Origin of the sequence: Pseudomonas donghuensis, assembly GCF_000696345.2 — a bacterium.
GTDB classification, from domain to species: Bacteria; Pseudomonadota; Gammaproteobacteria; order Pseudomonadales; family Pseudomonadaceae; genus Aquipseudomonas; species Aquipseudomonas donghuensis.
Genome location: NZ_CP071706.1, coordinates 2,392,513 through 2,407,193, shown reverse-complemented (window position 1 = coordinate 2,407,193; position 14,681 = coordinate 2,392,513). Strand labels below are relative to the sequence as shown.

Sequence of the window (14,681 nt, the reverse complement as noted above, 5' to 3'; positions counted from 1 at the left end):
GCGCTTCAGCCCACCGACGGCACCTTGACCGGCTGGCCATGCTGACGGGTGGTGATAATGCCGATGAAGGAAATCACCAGCGCAAGGCCGATGGTGGTGGTCACCTCGGCACGGTGCTCAGGGGTCACCAGCATGACCCCGAGCGCTGCGCTGATGAACACGATGACCAGGTAGGTGAGCCAGGGGAACAGCCACATGCGAAACGTCAGCTCGACCTTCTGCTTGAGTAGCATCCGGCGCATGCGCAACTGCGACACGGCAATCACCAGGTACACCAGCAAGGCAATGGCACCGGAGCTGGCCAGCAGGAACTGGAACAAGCCGGCCGGGGCAAAATGACTGACCACGGTGATCACTGCACCCAGCACGGTGCTGGCGATGACCGCAGCGCGTGGTACGCCAACGGCCGAGGTCAGCTTGACCTGCCGGGGCGCTTCACCGCGCTTGCCCAGAGAGAACAGCATGCGCGAGGCAATGTAGATCGAGGAGTTCATGCAACTGGCCACTGCCACCAGCACCACCACATCCATCATCAGCTTGGCGTGGGGGATGTTCATCAGTTCCAGGGCGCGCTGGTAAGAGCCCACCGACGCCAGTTGCGGGTCGTTCCAGGGCACGATGGAAATGATCACGGCAATCGACAGCAGATAGAACACACCGATGCGCCAGATCACCGAGCGGGTGGCCTTGGCGATGTTCCTCGCCGGGCTCTGGGATTCGGCGGCGGCAATGGTCACCGCCTCCGTGCCGATAAAGCTGAACATCACCGTGATGAACGCACCGACCACCGCCGACACGCCGTTGGGCGCAAACCCGCCCTGGGTTTCAAGCAAACGGCCCAGGCCGCTGACCTCGCGCTCCGGCACCCAGCCCATCAGCACGGCTGCGCCGAGGGAGATGAAGGCGATGATCGCCACAACCTTGAACAGCGCGAACCAGAACTCGAACTCACCGTACTTGGCCACGCTGAACAGGTTGGTCGCGGCCAGGACGATGATCGACAACAGGGCAAACAGCCAGGTATCGACCATGGGCAGCCAGTTGTTCAGCACATGCCCGGCGGCCAGGGCCTCGATGGGGATCACCAGCACCCAGAACCACCAGTACATCCAGCCGATGGTAAAGCCTGCCCAGGGCCCGATGGCCTGGTCGGCATAGGTCGAGAACGAGCCGGTATCGGGGTTGGCCACGGCCATCTCGCCGAGCATGCGCATCACCAGGATCACCAGCAGGCCGGACAGCACATAGGCCAGGATTGCCGCGGGCCCGGCGGCGGCAATCGCATGCCCGGAGCCGACGAACAAGCCGGCGCCGATGATGCCGGCGATGGAAAGCATGGTGACATGGCGCGGCTTGAAACCCTGCGCCAACTGACCGCTCGAATCCTTGGAGCCCAGGCTGATCATTATATTTATTCTCTTGTGATCGGAACGCATGGCATTGACTGCTGGCGTCACCTTACCTGTGCTGCTTGACGGCGGATTTGCCTGAGCGCGCCGTTCGCTGTGTCTGATCTCGCCATGAAACGTTCGTGCCAGCTCAGTGCAACGCCCGCGTCACCAGGAAGTTAACCAACTCCGGCTCGTCGTCCAGTTCGATCGAACGTACCGGGCGCGGCAGGTTGTCGAGCACTATGCGCCAGAAGGCCTGGGCGGTTTCGTCCTGGTCGTAGTAACGCACCAGCCACTGGTTCTGCCCGCTCGCCAGCACCTGGCTGGCCAGGGCGCTGGCGATGCCTTTGCGCCGATAGCGCTTGAGGATGAACAGGTCGGCCAGTTCCAGGGCATCGAGGCCGGGCAGCTCGCTGCGTTCGATCAGCAAAAAGCCTGCGATGTAGCCGTCGACCAGGATCAGGTTGGCGCTCCACTGCGGCTCTTGCCAGTAGCGTTGCAAGTGTTCGTCGTGGACATAGAAACGGCCGTCGACCTCGACGTCTTCCTGCTCCCAGTCCGAAGACTCGTAGGCGTAGAACTGGTAAAGGTTGCGGATCAGCTCGGCCTGCTCGGGGCCGGTTTGCAACAGTTCGACAGTGAGGTCGCTCATGACTGGACCTCATACAGCGGAAGAATCGACGGCATTGGTATCTCGATAATTGAACGAACAGCGCGTATTGCGGGCGCTATTGTTTACAAAAGCCGGGGCCAATGCCATCGCTAAAACGTCTTACCTGCCGGGCAGCGCGGCGACCGCGTCGATTTCGATCTGCATGCCGTCCAGGGCCAGGCGCGGCACCGGGATCAGCGTGCAGGTCGGGGTCATGTTGGCGCCCCAGGCGCGCTGGGCTTCGGCGCCCCACAGGCGCAAGCGGGTTTCGTCGTGATCGACGATCAGCAGGGTCAGTTTGAACACATCGGCCAGGGTCGCGCCTTTGGATTGCAGGGCGATCTGCAGGTTGGCCAGGGCCTGGCGTGCCTGCTCGGCAAAATCGCTGGACAGCCGGCCCTCGAGGTCTTCCCCGCCCTGCCCGGCGATGTACAGCAACCGGGCATTGGCGGCGACTTCAGCCACATGGGAGTAGGCATTGCTAGAGGGGTCGTAGAGGCCTTCGGGGTTGGACAGGTGGAAAGCTGCGGTCATGGTGCTGCTCCGAGTGGTTGGAGCGGCGAGTATCAAACCTCGACCTAAGTAGAGGTCAAGCCTGATGTTGCCAGCGCTGCGCGCTGGATCGCTGGCAAGCCAGCTCCCACAATGAACCTGTATACATCGACCCTGTGGGAGCTGGCTTGCCAGCGATGTGAGCTGCAGCGGGTAAAGCCTCATTGCTCATGGCTCGCCCTCCTCAAGGATCAATGATGACTGCCGTGTTAATGTAGCCTCTCGCACGGATTCGACCAGAGAGCAGACATGCCCATAGACCTACCTGAAACCATCCGCCCGCTGTTCGTGGCTGCCGGCTGGCCTGCCCAAGTGACTGCCCCAGAGGCGGACATCGGGCCCAACGGCCACCCCGCCAACGACTTGCTCAGGGCGTTCAATGGCCTGTGCGTCGGCCACTGCGGCGCCGGTGAAGAATGCGCCGCCGGCGACATCGAGTTCAGGGCCAAGCCCGGCCTGCACGACGAAAAAGTCATCGTGGCGATGCAACGCAAGCTGAACACAACCCTGGTGTGCATCGGCGATGTGCACCACGGCCATGGCGCGCTGTTTGTCGACAGCCGGGGCGCCTGCTACCTCATGAGCCAGGTGCACGACGCCTTCTGGCTGCAGGGAAACACCTTCGCCGTTGCCGCAGAAGGCCTGTTGCTGGGCCGCAAGTCACAAACACAACTGCTGTGAAATTCAGGCGCAAATAAGGCAAATTGCTGGCCCCCTGCTACCCGCTTCGTAGGCAAACTCGCTTTCTTTTCAGCAAGTTAGGTAGGTGCTATGCGGGCTTATGGATTGACCCTGGCAGCGTTTTTTCTGGTCGCACTCCCGCTCGGCGCCCAGGCCAAAACCCTGGGCAACAATGACCGCTACATGTGCAGTTGGGGCTCGGACATCGCCGCCGGTGCCCAGCAATCGAAGCTGTCCGGGGTGACCCTGTACGCTGCGCGCAAGCGCCTGCAGGTGCGCAAATTCACCAAGCCGTGGATGCGCATGACCGCCATGGGCATCACCGAACAGACCTACAACAGCCAGTCACGCCTCAAGCCTGCGGCCATCAAGCAGACCTACTATGAGCAATGCGTCAGCCATGCGCTGGCACGGCGCTGAACACGCCGGCTGATTCGAGCGTTTCAATCAGCCGCTCCGGCCACACCGTGTCGGTGGTTTGCCGCAGTTCCTCGGCCGACCACCAACGATGGTCGGCCATCACTTCGACTTCCGAAGGCGTCCATCCCTGGCGGCACAGCTGCTGGTTCTGCGCCTGAATCAGGTAATACTGCTCGACCGAGGTAACCCACTCGCCGCTGGGCAACTGCATGGCGAAACGACGCTCGTTCAAGGGTGCGCCCACGGCGTCGACCTGGATGCCGGTTTCTTCGCGTAGCTCACGAATCGCAGCTTGCTCGAAGGTCTCCCCCTCCTCCACGCCGCCCCCCGGTGTTGCCCAGTAATCGTCGCCGGCCAGCGCGCCGTTGCGATGGACGAAGCGAAACAGCAATACGCTTCGGGAGGGGCTGATGACCAAAAGCCGGGCTGATTTTCGCTCACGCATCGTGGTGTTCCTGTCCTTGGTTTATGATCGCGGGCGAGATTCTACCGGGCCCTAAGGATGAACAACGACAAATCTGCGCTGACGACCATTGATTATCACGGCAGCTGCCTGTGCGGCGCCGTCAGCTATCACATCGACACCCAGATCAAGGCCGTCACCCATTGCCATTGCAGCCAGTGCCGCAAGGCCCATGGCGCAGCCTTTGCCACCTATGGCAGCGTGCCTGCTTCGGCCTTGAGCTGCAGCGATCCGCAAAGTCTATTGCGGGTGTTCAAGTCATCGCCAATGGTCAGCCGCAGCTTTTGCTCAGCCTGCGGCGCGAGTTTGTTCTGGGCCAATGCCAGTGGCGATTATCCAGACTGGATCAGCGTTGCGCTGGGCACCCTGGACACACCTTTCGAACCTGCCCGACAAAAACATGTGCATGTGCAGTCCAAGGCCTGCTGGCTGGTGATTGGCGATTCATGGCCACAACACCAGTGACCCGTAAAACATCAAAGCAAGGACGCCCCATGTATCGTTTGATCTACCCCTGCATCGGCGCATTCATGGCGCTGACTAGCACGGCTCAGGCAAGCAGCCTGTGCCCTGGCGCCAACACCGAAGCGCAGATGCTTGAATGCATGCAGCAGTCGTTGAAAAAATCCGATCGGCAATTGAATGAGCTCTACCAGGCCTTGGTCGCACGCTTCAAGGCGCAGGGTTCGGCGCCCGGACAACCCACCCAGGACCTGGCGCTGAAAAAAGCCCAGCGCGCCTGGATTGCCTTTCGTGATGCCAGTTGTGAGTTCGAAACGTACGAATCCGTTGGCGGCAGTGGCTTCGCTACAATCCATACCCATTGCCTGCTGAAGCAGACGCAAGCCAGAGTCCAGTACCTGAAGCGGGTTACCGGCATGCCCTGAAGGTTCAGACCGGCACGCTGGCAGCCTCGCTTTGCAGGGCTGCCTGCACCGCCGGCCTGGCCGCTACACGCTCGACATAGCCAGCCAGCGCTGGCCATTGCGCGATATCGATAGCGAACACCGGCAACCAGCCCAGCACGGTGAACAGGTAGGCGTCGGCGATGCTGAAGTCGCCCCGCAGGTAGTCATTGCAGCCCAGCACCTCGCTCAAGTAGTCCAGGCGCTTGAACAGCTTGTCGCGAAAGATCGCCTTGGCCGCCTCCGGCAGCTCGGCGTTGAACAACGGCGCGCTGCCGGCATGGATTTCCGAACTGATGAAGTTGAGCAGCTCCTGCAGCCGCGAGCGTTCCCAGCTGCCATTGGCCGGCGCCAACCTGGTCTCGGGCTTGAGGTCGGCCAGGTACTGGAGAATGGCCGGGCCCTCGGTCAATACCTCGCCATTGCCCAGCACCAGCGCGGCCACGTAACCCTTGGGGTTGATGGTGCGAAAGTCGCGGCCGTCGGCGCTGCGTTTGCTCTGGTTGTTGACCCGCACCAGCTCGAACGGCAGGCCGAGTTCGCGCAGGATGATATGCGGCGCCAGCGAGCAGGCATTGGGGGCGAAGTAGAGTTTCATCGGGCGTCTCCTGACAGTGTCGAGCGACACAGGATCAGCCAGCGCATGCCCAAGGTAAACTTAGGGTTTTACAAACTGATCATTAGCAACGCTTATGTCAGGTGACCCGTTCCCCTACCGGAACTTCAACGCCAAGCATGGCCTTGTGCACATGCTTGAGCAACGCCTGGGCGGCAGGCAATAGCGCCTGTGCTGACGAACCGAGCAGCCCGAAACGTCGGTAGATTGGCGGATCCAGGTCATACACCCGTAGCCAGCGCGGAACCTCGGGCAGCGTCGAGGCCGGCATGATCGACACGCCTAGGCCCTCGCCCACCAGCGCCAACGCCGTGTTCCAGTCGCGCACCGTCAGGCGCACATTGCTCAGGTTCAGCCCCGCCTGTTGCACCAGGCTCCGGCCATGCAAGTGACAGCCGCCCGTGGCGACAATGAACGGCTCATCGACCAGCTCGGCAAGCCCGAGCGGGCTCAGGCTCCCGCGCCGGGCCAAGGGGTGGCCAAGGGGAATGGTGGCCACCCAGCGATCATGCCCGAGCATCACCGGCGAACGTTCTGCCTGCGGGTTCATCACCACGCCCAGGTCGATATCACCCGAAGCCAGCCAGCTTTCGACCTCCTCGTCGGTGCCCTCCAGGCAGATCACCTCGATGCCCGGGTGCAGGCGCTTGAAAGCCTGCAACAGCGGCGGCAGCACCGAGGCGAACACGGACGGGAACGTCGCCAGGCGGATGCGCCCCAGGTGGCAACCACGGCTGGCATCGACCAGGTTCTGGATCGACTCAAGCTCGGCAATCATCCGCCGCGCGCGGACCAGCACCTGCTCGCCCAGCGCGGTAACGCTGGTGTGCTTGCGCTCGCGCACGAACACCTTCACCCCCAGTGCCTGTTCCATCTGGCTGATCGCCTGGCTGGCACCGGACTGGGTAATGCCGAAGGCCTCGGCGGCACGGGAGACATTGCCGGCATCGGCCACGGCCACCAGCAGCTTCCAGTGCATCAGGTTCATCATGATCGTGGTCTTCCTGGCAGCCAACACGCTGCCGCCGATCTTAGCGCCGTTGGACAAGCGCACAAAGCCCACCATACTAAGTCGTCACTGCGAGCACGTACGCCCGCAGTCTAACCAGACTTATCTGCGAAACAAGGAGTTCCCATGCCAGGTTGGTTCGAGTTGAACACCAGCAGTGACGGTCAGTACCGCTTTGTTCTCAAGGCGGGTAATGGCGAAATTATTCTTACCAGCGAGTTGTACAAGGCCAAGGGCTCTGCTGAAAGCGGCATTGCCTCGGTCCAGGCCAACAGTGGCGTGGACGATCGCTACGAGAAGAAGGAGGCCAGCAACGGCAAGTTCCACTTCAACCTCAAGGCCGCCAATCACCAGGTCATCGGCACCAGCCAGATGTATGCATCAACGCAGTCGCGCGATGCCGGCATCGCCTCGGTGAAGAGCAACGGCAGCAGCAAGACCATCAAGGACAATACCTGAGCCGATGCCCCCGCAAGTGCTACTCGTCTGCACTCGCGGGGGCTGCGGCTTGCCCCTCGGACGAGCCCCTGAGCTGCCCCTTGACGCGCATTGACACGTCGCCATCGACATAGATGAATACTCGCTCTCGACCGCTATCTTCGATAGCCAAGTAAGCACCTGCAGAATTGAAAATCACATGCACATCGCCGGTATAACCGTGCCCCGACAGGTGAATCTGGTCTTCACCCAGTACTTTTTGGAACCTGACCATGCCAGCGTAGAAGGATAGGCACAGAAGCATCCCGACAACCAGGTACAGGTACTCCTTCAACAACCGCCGCCGCAACGCCACCCGGCGCTTGTCACGAATTCGAGCGATCTGCGCCTTGCCGCGAATGAGAATGCCCGACTTGAGTATCGCCGCCGCGATGATCCCTAACGTCAGGCTGATAACCATGCCCCCGGCATCACTGAAGTCGAATTTCAAATAGGAAAAATTCAGCAGCAGCGGGAAAGCGATGACCATGACAAGGCCATAGGCAATTTTTTCCGCCAGCGGCGTTTCCTTGTGCAAGCGCACGGCTGCCTTGCGCAACCGCCCTGGCTTGATGCGCCCGGCGGCGTACACACAGGCTGCAAACGGCGCGATGAACGAATAGTAGAATTGCGAAATGGCGAAAGAAAAAACCTTCGCCACCAGATAACACAGCGTCACGTAGAAGGTGAAAACCCCGACAAAGCCAACCAGAAACGTGATGGAGATTATCGACAGCACTTCAAAAGGCACTGCCATGATAAAGCCCATGTAATGGGCGGTACCCAGCGAGGCCAAGGTTAACGCTACCTTGCCGGCCATGATCAGCCCTGGCTTGAGCTGCGACTGCCGAGATTGCGACAACAACTGCTTCCACATCTATCCAAGTCCCTTTGAGTTGTATTGTGAAGATTCAATTTCTAAAGCTGTAGCCTGCTGCGATCCGCCGCTTGGTCTCCAGCGTTAGTCAGAGCCAATACTCAACCCGGTCCGCCTCCACCGGGGTCGGCACTTCCCAGCGAAAGTACATGCGCTCGATGTCCTTGTTGCGCAGTGTGGTATCACGGCGGGCGTTGCGGCGCATCAGCTCGCGCTCGCTCTGCTCCAGGTACACCAGTTGCACATCGGCGTCATAGCTGTAGAGCAGGTCGAGCGTCTTCTTGCGCATCTGCTGCGACAGGTGCGTGCTGTTCCACACGAAGGGTTCGCGGCGGCGCAGCAAGGTCTTGGCCTTGTCGATGGCGTACTGCGCCACCGGCCCCTTGTCGCCGTGGCTCAGGCCCAGTTCCTGGCGGGCATCGTCGAACGACACCACGGCCAGGTCCGCCGCATGCTGGCTGACCCAGGTGTCCTTGCCGCTGGCCGGCAGCCCCGCCAGCATGATCACCTGCGAGCCCTGCACCTCACGGTACAGGCTGTACTGCGGCAGCACCGAGGCACCGCGAAAATAGCTGCGCCGGGTGTAGGCATCGGCAAAGGCCTTGGGCTGGTGCAGGCAGCCTTCGTCTTCGGCCAGCAGGCGGAACACCTCGATATCGTCGAGCACCCCCTGCTTGCCGGCAAAGCCGCGGCCCTGCATGTCGGCGCTGGCCACTGAGCAGAGCATCCACAGCGGCAACTCCCACGACAGGCGATGGAGGATCTGCTCGGCCGAACGCCCGCTTTTGTCCCCTGCCAGGGCAAAGAACGGCAACTGGTGCACGCTGATGATCCGGCAGATGGTTTCACGCAGCTCAAACGGCACGCCGGCCTGCCACAGCAGGATTCGCGCATCCACCGCGCCCCGGCGTGAGTGCCCGGGCTGGCCGATCTTGCCGGTGATTTCATCGATCACCGTGCACGACGGCTTGGCGATGTCATGCAGCAACGCGGCGTAGAACAGCACGAACTGCTGGTCCGGGCTGGCGCGTTGGTACGCAGGGTCGGCGAGCAAGGCATCGACCACCATCATGGTGTGGGTCCAGACGTCGCCCTCCTGGTGGTAGACCGGGTCCTGGGGGGTTGCCGCCAAGGCGCGCAGAGACGGGATCGCCTCCAGCAGCGCCAAGTAGTCGACCGCGCGGCCGGGGCCGGGCATCAGCCCTTGCAATGTGTTCATGTCCATAATCATTCAACTCCTTGTGCGGCCGCCGCAAGGCTGGCCCAGGTGACCTGGGGCTCGGGCGCATACAGGTCGACACCGGCTGCCAGCAGATTGGGGATGTACGGCTGGCGCAGGTGGTGTTCATCGGCTTCGAGGATGGCCTGGACGAAGTCGTGGCGCACCCATTTGATCCGCCCGGTGGTGTGTTCGGCGGTCTCGATTTTCAGGTACAGGCCTTCCATCAGGTCAGAGCGGTCGCCCTGGTTCCAGGCCTTGGCAAAGTCCAGTTGCTGGCGGGCGATGACCTCGGCGAAGGCGTCCTTCCAGCGCCGCGACTTGGCTTGGGAATGACCGACCAGGGCGAGCAAGTCTTTCAGCCGTGGCGGCGCAATGCCTTCGAACAGCACCGGCACCGACAGCACCGGGCCGCCCGCGAGCAACTGCTGGCGCCGCGCCGTGGAGAGGAACACCTGCTCCTCGCGGTCCCAGATATCGAACTCGAAGAACAGGTGCGGCAACTGGTCGTAGAACACGCTGTGGCGCTTGCTCATCACCTCGCCAAACAGCACGTAGCGGTCTTCCAGGTGCTCGAGCAGCCAATCTTCATGACAGGCCGCCCATTGCTTGAACTGGCTGAACTGGCGCTCGCGGCTGCCGCCAGCCAGGTAATGGCCACGGGACTGCAACAGCAGCTCGCCGGCGGCGGAAAAACTGATCGCGGCATTGGCGCCGTCGAGTTTTTCCTCGACCACCAGGTACTGGCCGTTCAAGCGGCTATAGGACAACTGGTCATGATCGCTATCGCCGGCTTGCAGGCGAGAACTTTGCAGGTGCGGAGTGCGCGGGTATTTGTACAGGTCGAGCTGCGCGAGCTCGCGGATATCGAGTGTCATGGGTCTTCTCCAAAAGGGGGAAAACCGACGACAGCGGGCAGGTGAAAGTGCGTGCGCAGGCAGGCACCAACAGGCTTAAACGTCCGTCGTCGGCATCAGGCGTGTTGGTTGGCGTGGGGCACTGGCTTCACCTAAATAATGAGGGGTGGTGGATCTGAGGGTGCGGATTGGAAACGAGATGGGGGTTGGCTGTCAAGCGGTGTGTTGTCTGGGATGGCCTCATCGCGGGTCAAGCCCGCGCCTACAGGTACTGCGCCCATCCTGTGGGAGCGGGTCTTGCCCGCGATCGAGCGCGCAGCGGTCGTAATCCAGTCAACACTTCATGTGCTGACTGCACTGGCCTCATCGCTGGCAAGCTCCCACAAATGTATCTGTGAAAATCTCAGGCAGATTGGCGCTGCGCGTCGTTGAGCGCTCCCCCCTTCGCGCTTTTACGCTCATGCCCCTGGCGCAAACGCAGCGCCGCCAACGCCGCCACCACCAGCACCACGGCGATGAACTTCAGGCCGTTCACGGCATTGCCGGTGCTCTGCTCGATCATGCCCATCAGCGACGGCCCGAAGAACCCGCCCAGCAGCCCGCAGGAGTTGACGAACCCCAAGCCGCCCGCCAGCGCCGCGCCTTTCAGGCGCGAGGCCGGGTACAGGAAGATGATCGACTGCACGACAAAGAACATCACTGCCGAGAGGCAAAAGCCCAGCAGGCTGATCACCGGCCCCGCCTGGGAGGCGATGGCCAGGCCCAGGGCCATGGTCAGCAAACCGCTGACCAGAATCCGCCGCGCCCGCTGCGCGCTGCTGGCAAAACGCGGCAAGACGATCGCCCCTGCCGCCGCCGCAAGCCAGGGCAAGGAGGTGAGAAAGCCGATCTGCACCACGCTCAGGTCACCGTACTTGCCGATGATGCCCGGCAGGAAAAAGATCACCGTGTAGATGGTGATCTGGTGGCAGAAGTAGACAAAGATCGCCAACAGGACCTGCGGCGTCAGGCATTGCTTGAATGAATGCCCACTGTGGCCCGCGCCCTCCTCGGCCTCGCTGGCCAACTGGCGCTCGATCTGCTCGGCTTCTGCCGGGCTCAGCCATGGCGCCTTGCTCGGTCGGTCGGGCAGTTTCTTCCATACCACGTAGGCGAAGAACACCGCCGGCAGGCCTTCGAGCATGAACATCCACTGCCAGCCGTGCCAGCCCATCAGGCCGTCCAACTGCATCAGCGCGGCGCCCAGCGGCCCGCCGATGATGTTGGCAAAACACACGCCGAGCAGGAAGTAACCGGTGGCGCGGGCACGTTGCTCGCGGCCGAACCAGTAGGTCAGGTAGAGCATCACCCCGGGGAACAGGCCGGCCTCGGCGATACCCAGCAACAGGCGCAGCACGTAGAACGAGGTCTCGCCCTGGACGAAGGCCATGGCTGCGGAGATCAGGCCCCAGGTCACCATGATCCGGGCAATCCAGAAGCGCGCGCCGACCTTGTGCATGATCAGGTTGCTGGGCACCTCCGACAGCGCATAGGTGAGGAAAAACAACCCGGCGCCCAACCCGTAGGCAGCCGCGGAAATCCCCAGGTCGACATCCAGTTGATGCTTGGCCAGGGCGATGTTGGTGCGGTCGAGAAAGCTCAGTACGTAGGCGGCAATCAGCAGTGGCATGAGTTTGACGAACAGCAACCGGTTGAGGGTTGCAGGATCACGGGGCACAGTCAGTTCTTCGGGCGATCGGGTAATGGTCATGGCACCAATCTCTAGTGTGACGGCAGCGGTGGGAAGGCCCCGGCCAACGCCGGCCGGGGCAGGCAGGCAAGCTAGAAGTCGACTGCGTAGCGGCCCTTGAGGTTGAGCATTTCCCGCGCCTCGTCGGGGCTGGCGACCCGCCCGCCGAGCGCTTCGATCACTGTGCGGATGCGCTTGACCTGGTCGGCGTTGGACGCCGCCAGTTTGCCCGGGCCATCCCACAGCGAGTCCTCAAGGCCCACGCGCACGTTGCTGCCCATCGCCAGGCCCATGGTGCCCAGCGGGATCTGGTTGCGCCCGGCGCCGAGGACCGACCACTCGTAGTTGTCGCCAAACAGGCGGTCAGCGGTACGACGCATGTGCGCCAGGTCCTCGGGGTGGCCGCCGATGCCGCCACGCAAGCCGAATACCGACTGGATGAACAGCGGCGCCTTGAGCAAGCCGCGCTGGAGGAAATGCGCGGCGGTGTAGAGGTGGCCGATGTCGTAGCACTCGATCTCGAAGCGCGTGCGGTTCTCGGCGCAGGCATTGAGGATGTAGGTGATGTCGCGAAAGGTGTTGCGGAAGATGCGGTCGTCGCTCTCTTCCAGGTACGGCCGCTCCCAGTCGTGCTTGAACTCGGTGAAGCGTTCGAGCATTTCGTACAGGCCGAAGTTCATCGAGCCCATGTTCAGCGAAGCCAGCTCCGGCTTGAGCTGGGCCACCGGTTGCAGGCGCTCTTCAACGCCCATGGTCGGCGCACCGCCGGTGGTGATGTTGATCACCACATCGCTTTGCGCCTTGATCTGCGGCAGGAACTGGCGAAACAGCTCGACATCCTGACTGGGTTTGCCGTCGAACGGGTCACGGGCGTGCAGGTGGACGATCGAGGCGCCTGCCTCGGCGGCGCCAATGGCCGCGTCGGCGATTTCCTGCGGGGTGACCGGCAGGTGTGGCGACATCGACGGCGTGTGGATAGCACCGGTGACGGCGCAGGTGATGACGACCGGGCGTTTCTTGGACATGCGAATTCTCCGTTTTTATTCTTGGTGAGAAAGCAATGCGGTAAAAGCGCGGGTGTTGCTCAGAGGTATTCGACGTTGCCATCGACGCTGATGGCTTGCCCGGTGATGTTGCGGGCGGCCGGTGAACAGAGAAACAAGGCCATGGCGGCGACGTCTTGCGCGCTGACCATGCGCTTGAGGGAAATCTTGTTCAGGTACTCCTTGCGCATCACCGCTTCGGGCACGCCCACTTGCGCGGCACGATCACGAATCACCCCGTCCATGCGCGGGCCTTCGACGATGCCGGGCAGCAAGGCGTTGACGCGGATATCGCTCTCGCCCAGCTCCGCAGCCAGGGACTTCATCAGGCCGACGATGGCCCATTTGCTCGCCGCGTAAGGCGTGCGCCAGGCGTAGCCGAGGCGCCCGGCCACCGAGGCGATGTGCAGCAGGTGGGCGTTGGGCGAGTCCTTGAGCAGTGGCACCGCGTGGTGGGCAAAGCGGTATTGCCCGGTGAGGTTGATGTCGAGGGTGCGCTGCCAATCGTCGTCGCTGATGGCGTCGATACCGGCGGTGGGCCCGGCAATGCCGGCGTTGTTGACCAGCACATCGAGGCCGCCGAACTGCTCGCGCTGGACCTTGAACACCGCCGCAACCTGCGCCGCATCGCCGACATCGGCGCGGGTGGCAACGCTGCCCGGGTAGCGATCACGAAACGCCGCCAGGGCCGCTTCGCTGACATCGCAGACATGCACCCGGGCGCCAGCTTCGAGATAGGCCGCCGCCAGCACTTCACCGATACCGGCAGCACCGCCGGAGATCAACACGCGCAGGCCCGGATACGGCAGCAGACGCTTGAGAACGCTCATGCTTTTTTCACTCCTGAAACAGACCGCGCACGGTCGTTGTTGAGCAGCAAACGCGCCAGGGAATCGGCGGCCTGCATGATGTCGTCGGTCACCGCTGCCCGCGCAGCCGCCGCATCGCGGCCGGCCAGGGCGGCGACAATGCGGTCGTGGGCTTGCATCGAGCGTTGCAGGTGGGCTTTGTCCGGGGCGACCAGGGCAAAGCAGGGGCCCATGTGCAGCCAGAAATTCTCCACTGCGGCGACGGTCAGCTCGGCCTGGGCCACGGCATAGATGCGCCGGTGAAAGGCGAAGTTGCCCCACAGGTAAGCCGGCACATCGACCTTGTCGGCGGCGGCCTGCATCTGCCTGCACAGCTCGGTGATTTCGGCCAGATCAGCATCCGTGAGATGGGCCACGGCCTTCTCGGCCAACAAACCTTCGAGGGCGACCCGGGCGTCGCGGATTTCGCGCAGGCGTTCGGTGGTCATCACCCGCACCCGCAAGCGCGAGGTTTCGGTGACTTCAAAAGCGTTTTCGGCGCTCAGGCGCTGCAGGGCTTCGCGTACCGGCATGGGGCTGGAACCCAGCGCTTCGGCCAGGCCACGGATGGTCAGTTTCTGCCCGGGCTGAAAGCGCCCGCTCATCAGCGCTTCGCGGATTTGCCGGTAGACCTGGTCTTGCAGGGTATCGCGGGACACCTGACGCAGGGCCGGCAACAGGACGGGACGATCGGTCATGGGAAAAGCCTGTGTTGTCGTTCTTGTGATCCGAATATGTGATCACAAATCAAATATGTCAAATAATATTCGATGCGCACGACGAAGCGCCTCTGCCTGGTTACGGACAAGGCAATGTGCAGGGTAATCGGTTCGTTCCGTGCGGCGGCAGGGGTTGGTCATTGTGCAGCGAATCGCCGCCAGCACCCGGGGCCCGGCTCACGTTGCCTTTTGCCTTGTAACGGGCCTATAGTCGCAGCCGGCG

18 protein-coding genes are annotated in these 14,681 nt (G+C 62.4%); 5 read left to right on the top strand and 13 right to left on the bottom strand.

The window, feature by feature from the left end:
* Window positions 1–5: 5 nt before the first annotated feature.
* From gabP to BV82_RS11195, 3 genes are all read right to left on the bottom strand, one after another.
* Window positions 6–1,406, bottom strand: coding sequence for a GABA permease (gene gabP, locus BV82_RS11205; protein WP_010225583.1), 1,401 nt, complete (start codon window positions 1,404–1,406; stop codon window positions 6–8).
* 133 nt (window positions 1,407–1,539) lie between these two features.
* Window positions 1,540–2,043, bottom strand: coding sequence for a GNAT family N-acetyltransferase (locus BV82_RS11200; RefSeq protein ID WP_036996103.1), 504 nt, complete (start codon window positions 2,041–2,043; stop codon window positions 1,540–1,542).
* A gap of 120 nt (window positions 2,044–2,163) precedes the next feature.
* Window positions 2,164–2,577 (bottom strand): RidA family protein, encoded by a 414-nt coding sequence (locus BV82_RS11195; RefSeq protein WP_010225581.1) that lies wholly within the window; start codon window positions 2,575–2,577, stop codon window positions 2,164–2,166.
* A gap of 267 nt (window positions 2,578–2,844) precedes the next feature.
* Here BV82_RS11195 and BV82_RS11190 point away from each other — a divergent pair, with 267 nt between their 5' ends.
* Entirely contained in the window at window positions 2,845–3,276 is a 432-nt protein-coding gene (locus BV82_RS11190; protein WP_010225580.1) for an SUKH-3 domain-containing protein, read from the top strand.
* 90 nt (window positions 3,277–3,366) lie between these two features.
* The gene (locus BV82_RS11185; RefSeq protein WP_010225579.1) at window positions 3,367–3,696 is read left to right on the top strand and encodes a hypothetical protein; all 330 of its coding nucleotides are present in this window, start codon (window positions 3,367–3,369) and stop codon (window positions 3,694–3,696) included.
* Here BV82_RS11185 and BV82_RS11180 read toward each other — a convergent pair.
* A complete protein-coding gene (locus BV82_RS11180; RefSeq protein WP_036996105.1) occupies window positions 3,671–4,141 on the bottom strand; it encodes an NUDIX hydrolase in 471 nt (156 codons plus the stop codon). The genes BV82_RS11185 and BV82_RS11180 overlap by 26 nt on opposite strands.
* Before the next feature lie 57 nt (window positions 4,142–4,198).
* Between BV82_RS11180 and BV82_RS11175 the strand changes: the two genes are divergently transcribed.
* Window positions 4,199–4,624: a GFA family protein gene (locus BV82_RS11175; protein ID WP_010225575.1), complete on the top strand. Its 426-nt coding sequence runs from the start codon at window positions 4,199–4,201 to the stop codon at window positions 4,622–4,624.
* On the top strand, window positions 4,606–5,046 hold the full coding sequence (locus BV82_RS11170; RefSeq protein ID WP_081839682.1) for a lysozyme inhibitor LprI family protein: 441 nt from the start codon (window positions 4,606–4,608) through the stop codon (window positions 5,044–5,046). The genes BV82_RS11175 and BV82_RS11170 overlap by 19 nt, the downstream gene beginning before the upstream one ends.
* A 4-nt stretch (window positions 5,047–5,050) precedes the next feature.
* Here the strand turns inward: BV82_RS11170 and gstA are convergent, their stop codons facing one another.
* Both gstA and BV82_RS11160 read right to left on the bottom strand, forming a co-directional pair.
* Window positions 5,051–5,662, bottom strand: coding sequence for a glutathione transferase GstA (gene gstA / locus BV82_RS11165; RefSeq protein ID WP_036996107.1), 612 nt, complete (start codon window positions 5,660–5,662; stop codon window positions 5,051–5,053).
* 97 nt (window positions 5,663–5,759) lie between these two features.
* Complete coding sequence (locus BV82_RS11160; protein ID WP_036996144.1) at window positions 5,760–6,671, bottom strand: LysR family transcriptional regulator; 912 nt, start codon at window positions 6,669–6,671, stop codon at window positions 5,760–5,762.
* A gap of 144 nt (window positions 6,672–6,815) precedes the next feature.
* Between BV82_RS11160 and BV82_RS11155 the strand changes: the two genes are divergently transcribed.
* The gene (locus BV82_RS11155) at window positions 6,816–7,148 is read left to right on the top strand and encodes a YegP family protein (RefSeq protein ID WP_010225568.1); all 333 of its coding nucleotides are present in this window, start codon (window positions 6,816–6,818) and stop codon (window positions 7,146–7,148) included.
* A 19-nt stretch (window positions 7,149–7,167) separates the two neighbouring features.
* Here BV82_RS11155 and BV82_RS11150 read toward each other — a convergent pair whose 3' ends face one another.
* From BV82_RS11150 to BV82_RS11120, 7 genes are all read right to left on the bottom strand, one after another.
* The gene (locus BV82_RS11150; protein WP_010225566.1) at window positions 7,168–8,043 is read right to left on the bottom strand and encodes a hypothetical protein; all 876 of its coding nucleotides are present in this window, start codon (window positions 8,041–8,043) and stop codon (window positions 7,168–7,170) included.
* Between the two features lie 88 nt (window positions 8,044–8,131).
* Complete coding sequence (locus tag BV82_RS11145) at window positions 8,132–9,268, bottom strand: AAA family ATPase (protein WP_036996109.1); 1,137 nt, start codon at window positions 9,266–9,268, stop codon at window positions 8,132–8,134.
* Between the two features lie 2 nt (window positions 9,269–9,270).
* Window positions 9,271–10,140, bottom strand: coding sequence for an RNA ligase family protein (locus tag BV82_RS11140; RefSeq protein WP_036996112.1), 870 nt, complete (start codon window positions 10,138–10,140; stop codon window positions 9,271–9,273).
* A gap of 382 nt (window positions 10,141–10,522) precedes the next feature.
* Window positions 10,523–11,869, bottom strand: coding sequence for an MFS transporter (locus BV82_RS11135; protein ID WP_010225558.1), 1,347 nt, complete (start codon window positions 11,867–11,869; stop codon window positions 10,523–10,525).
* Between the two features lie 71 nt (window positions 11,870–11,940).
* Window positions 11,941–12,873, bottom strand: a complete 933-nt coding sequence (gene kce / locus BV82_RS11130; protein WP_010225556.1) for a 3,5-dioxohexanoate:acetyl-CoA acetone transferase — start codon at window positions 12,871–12,873, stop codon at window positions 11,941–11,943.
* Window positions 12,874–12,932: 59 nt separating this feature from the next.
* A complete protein-coding gene (locus tag BV82_RS11125) occupies window positions 12,933–13,721 on the bottom strand; it encodes an SDR family oxidoreductase (RefSeq protein ID WP_010225554.1) in 789 nt (262 codons plus the stop codon).
* Entirely contained in the window at window positions 13,718–14,437 is a 720-nt protein-coding gene (locus tag BV82_RS11120) for a GntR family transcriptional regulator (RefSeq protein WP_010225552.1), read from the bottom strand. The genes BV82_RS11125 and BV82_RS11120 overlap by 4 nt, the downstream gene beginning before the upstream one ends.
* Between the last annotated feature and the right edge of the window lie 244 nt (window positions 14,438–14,681).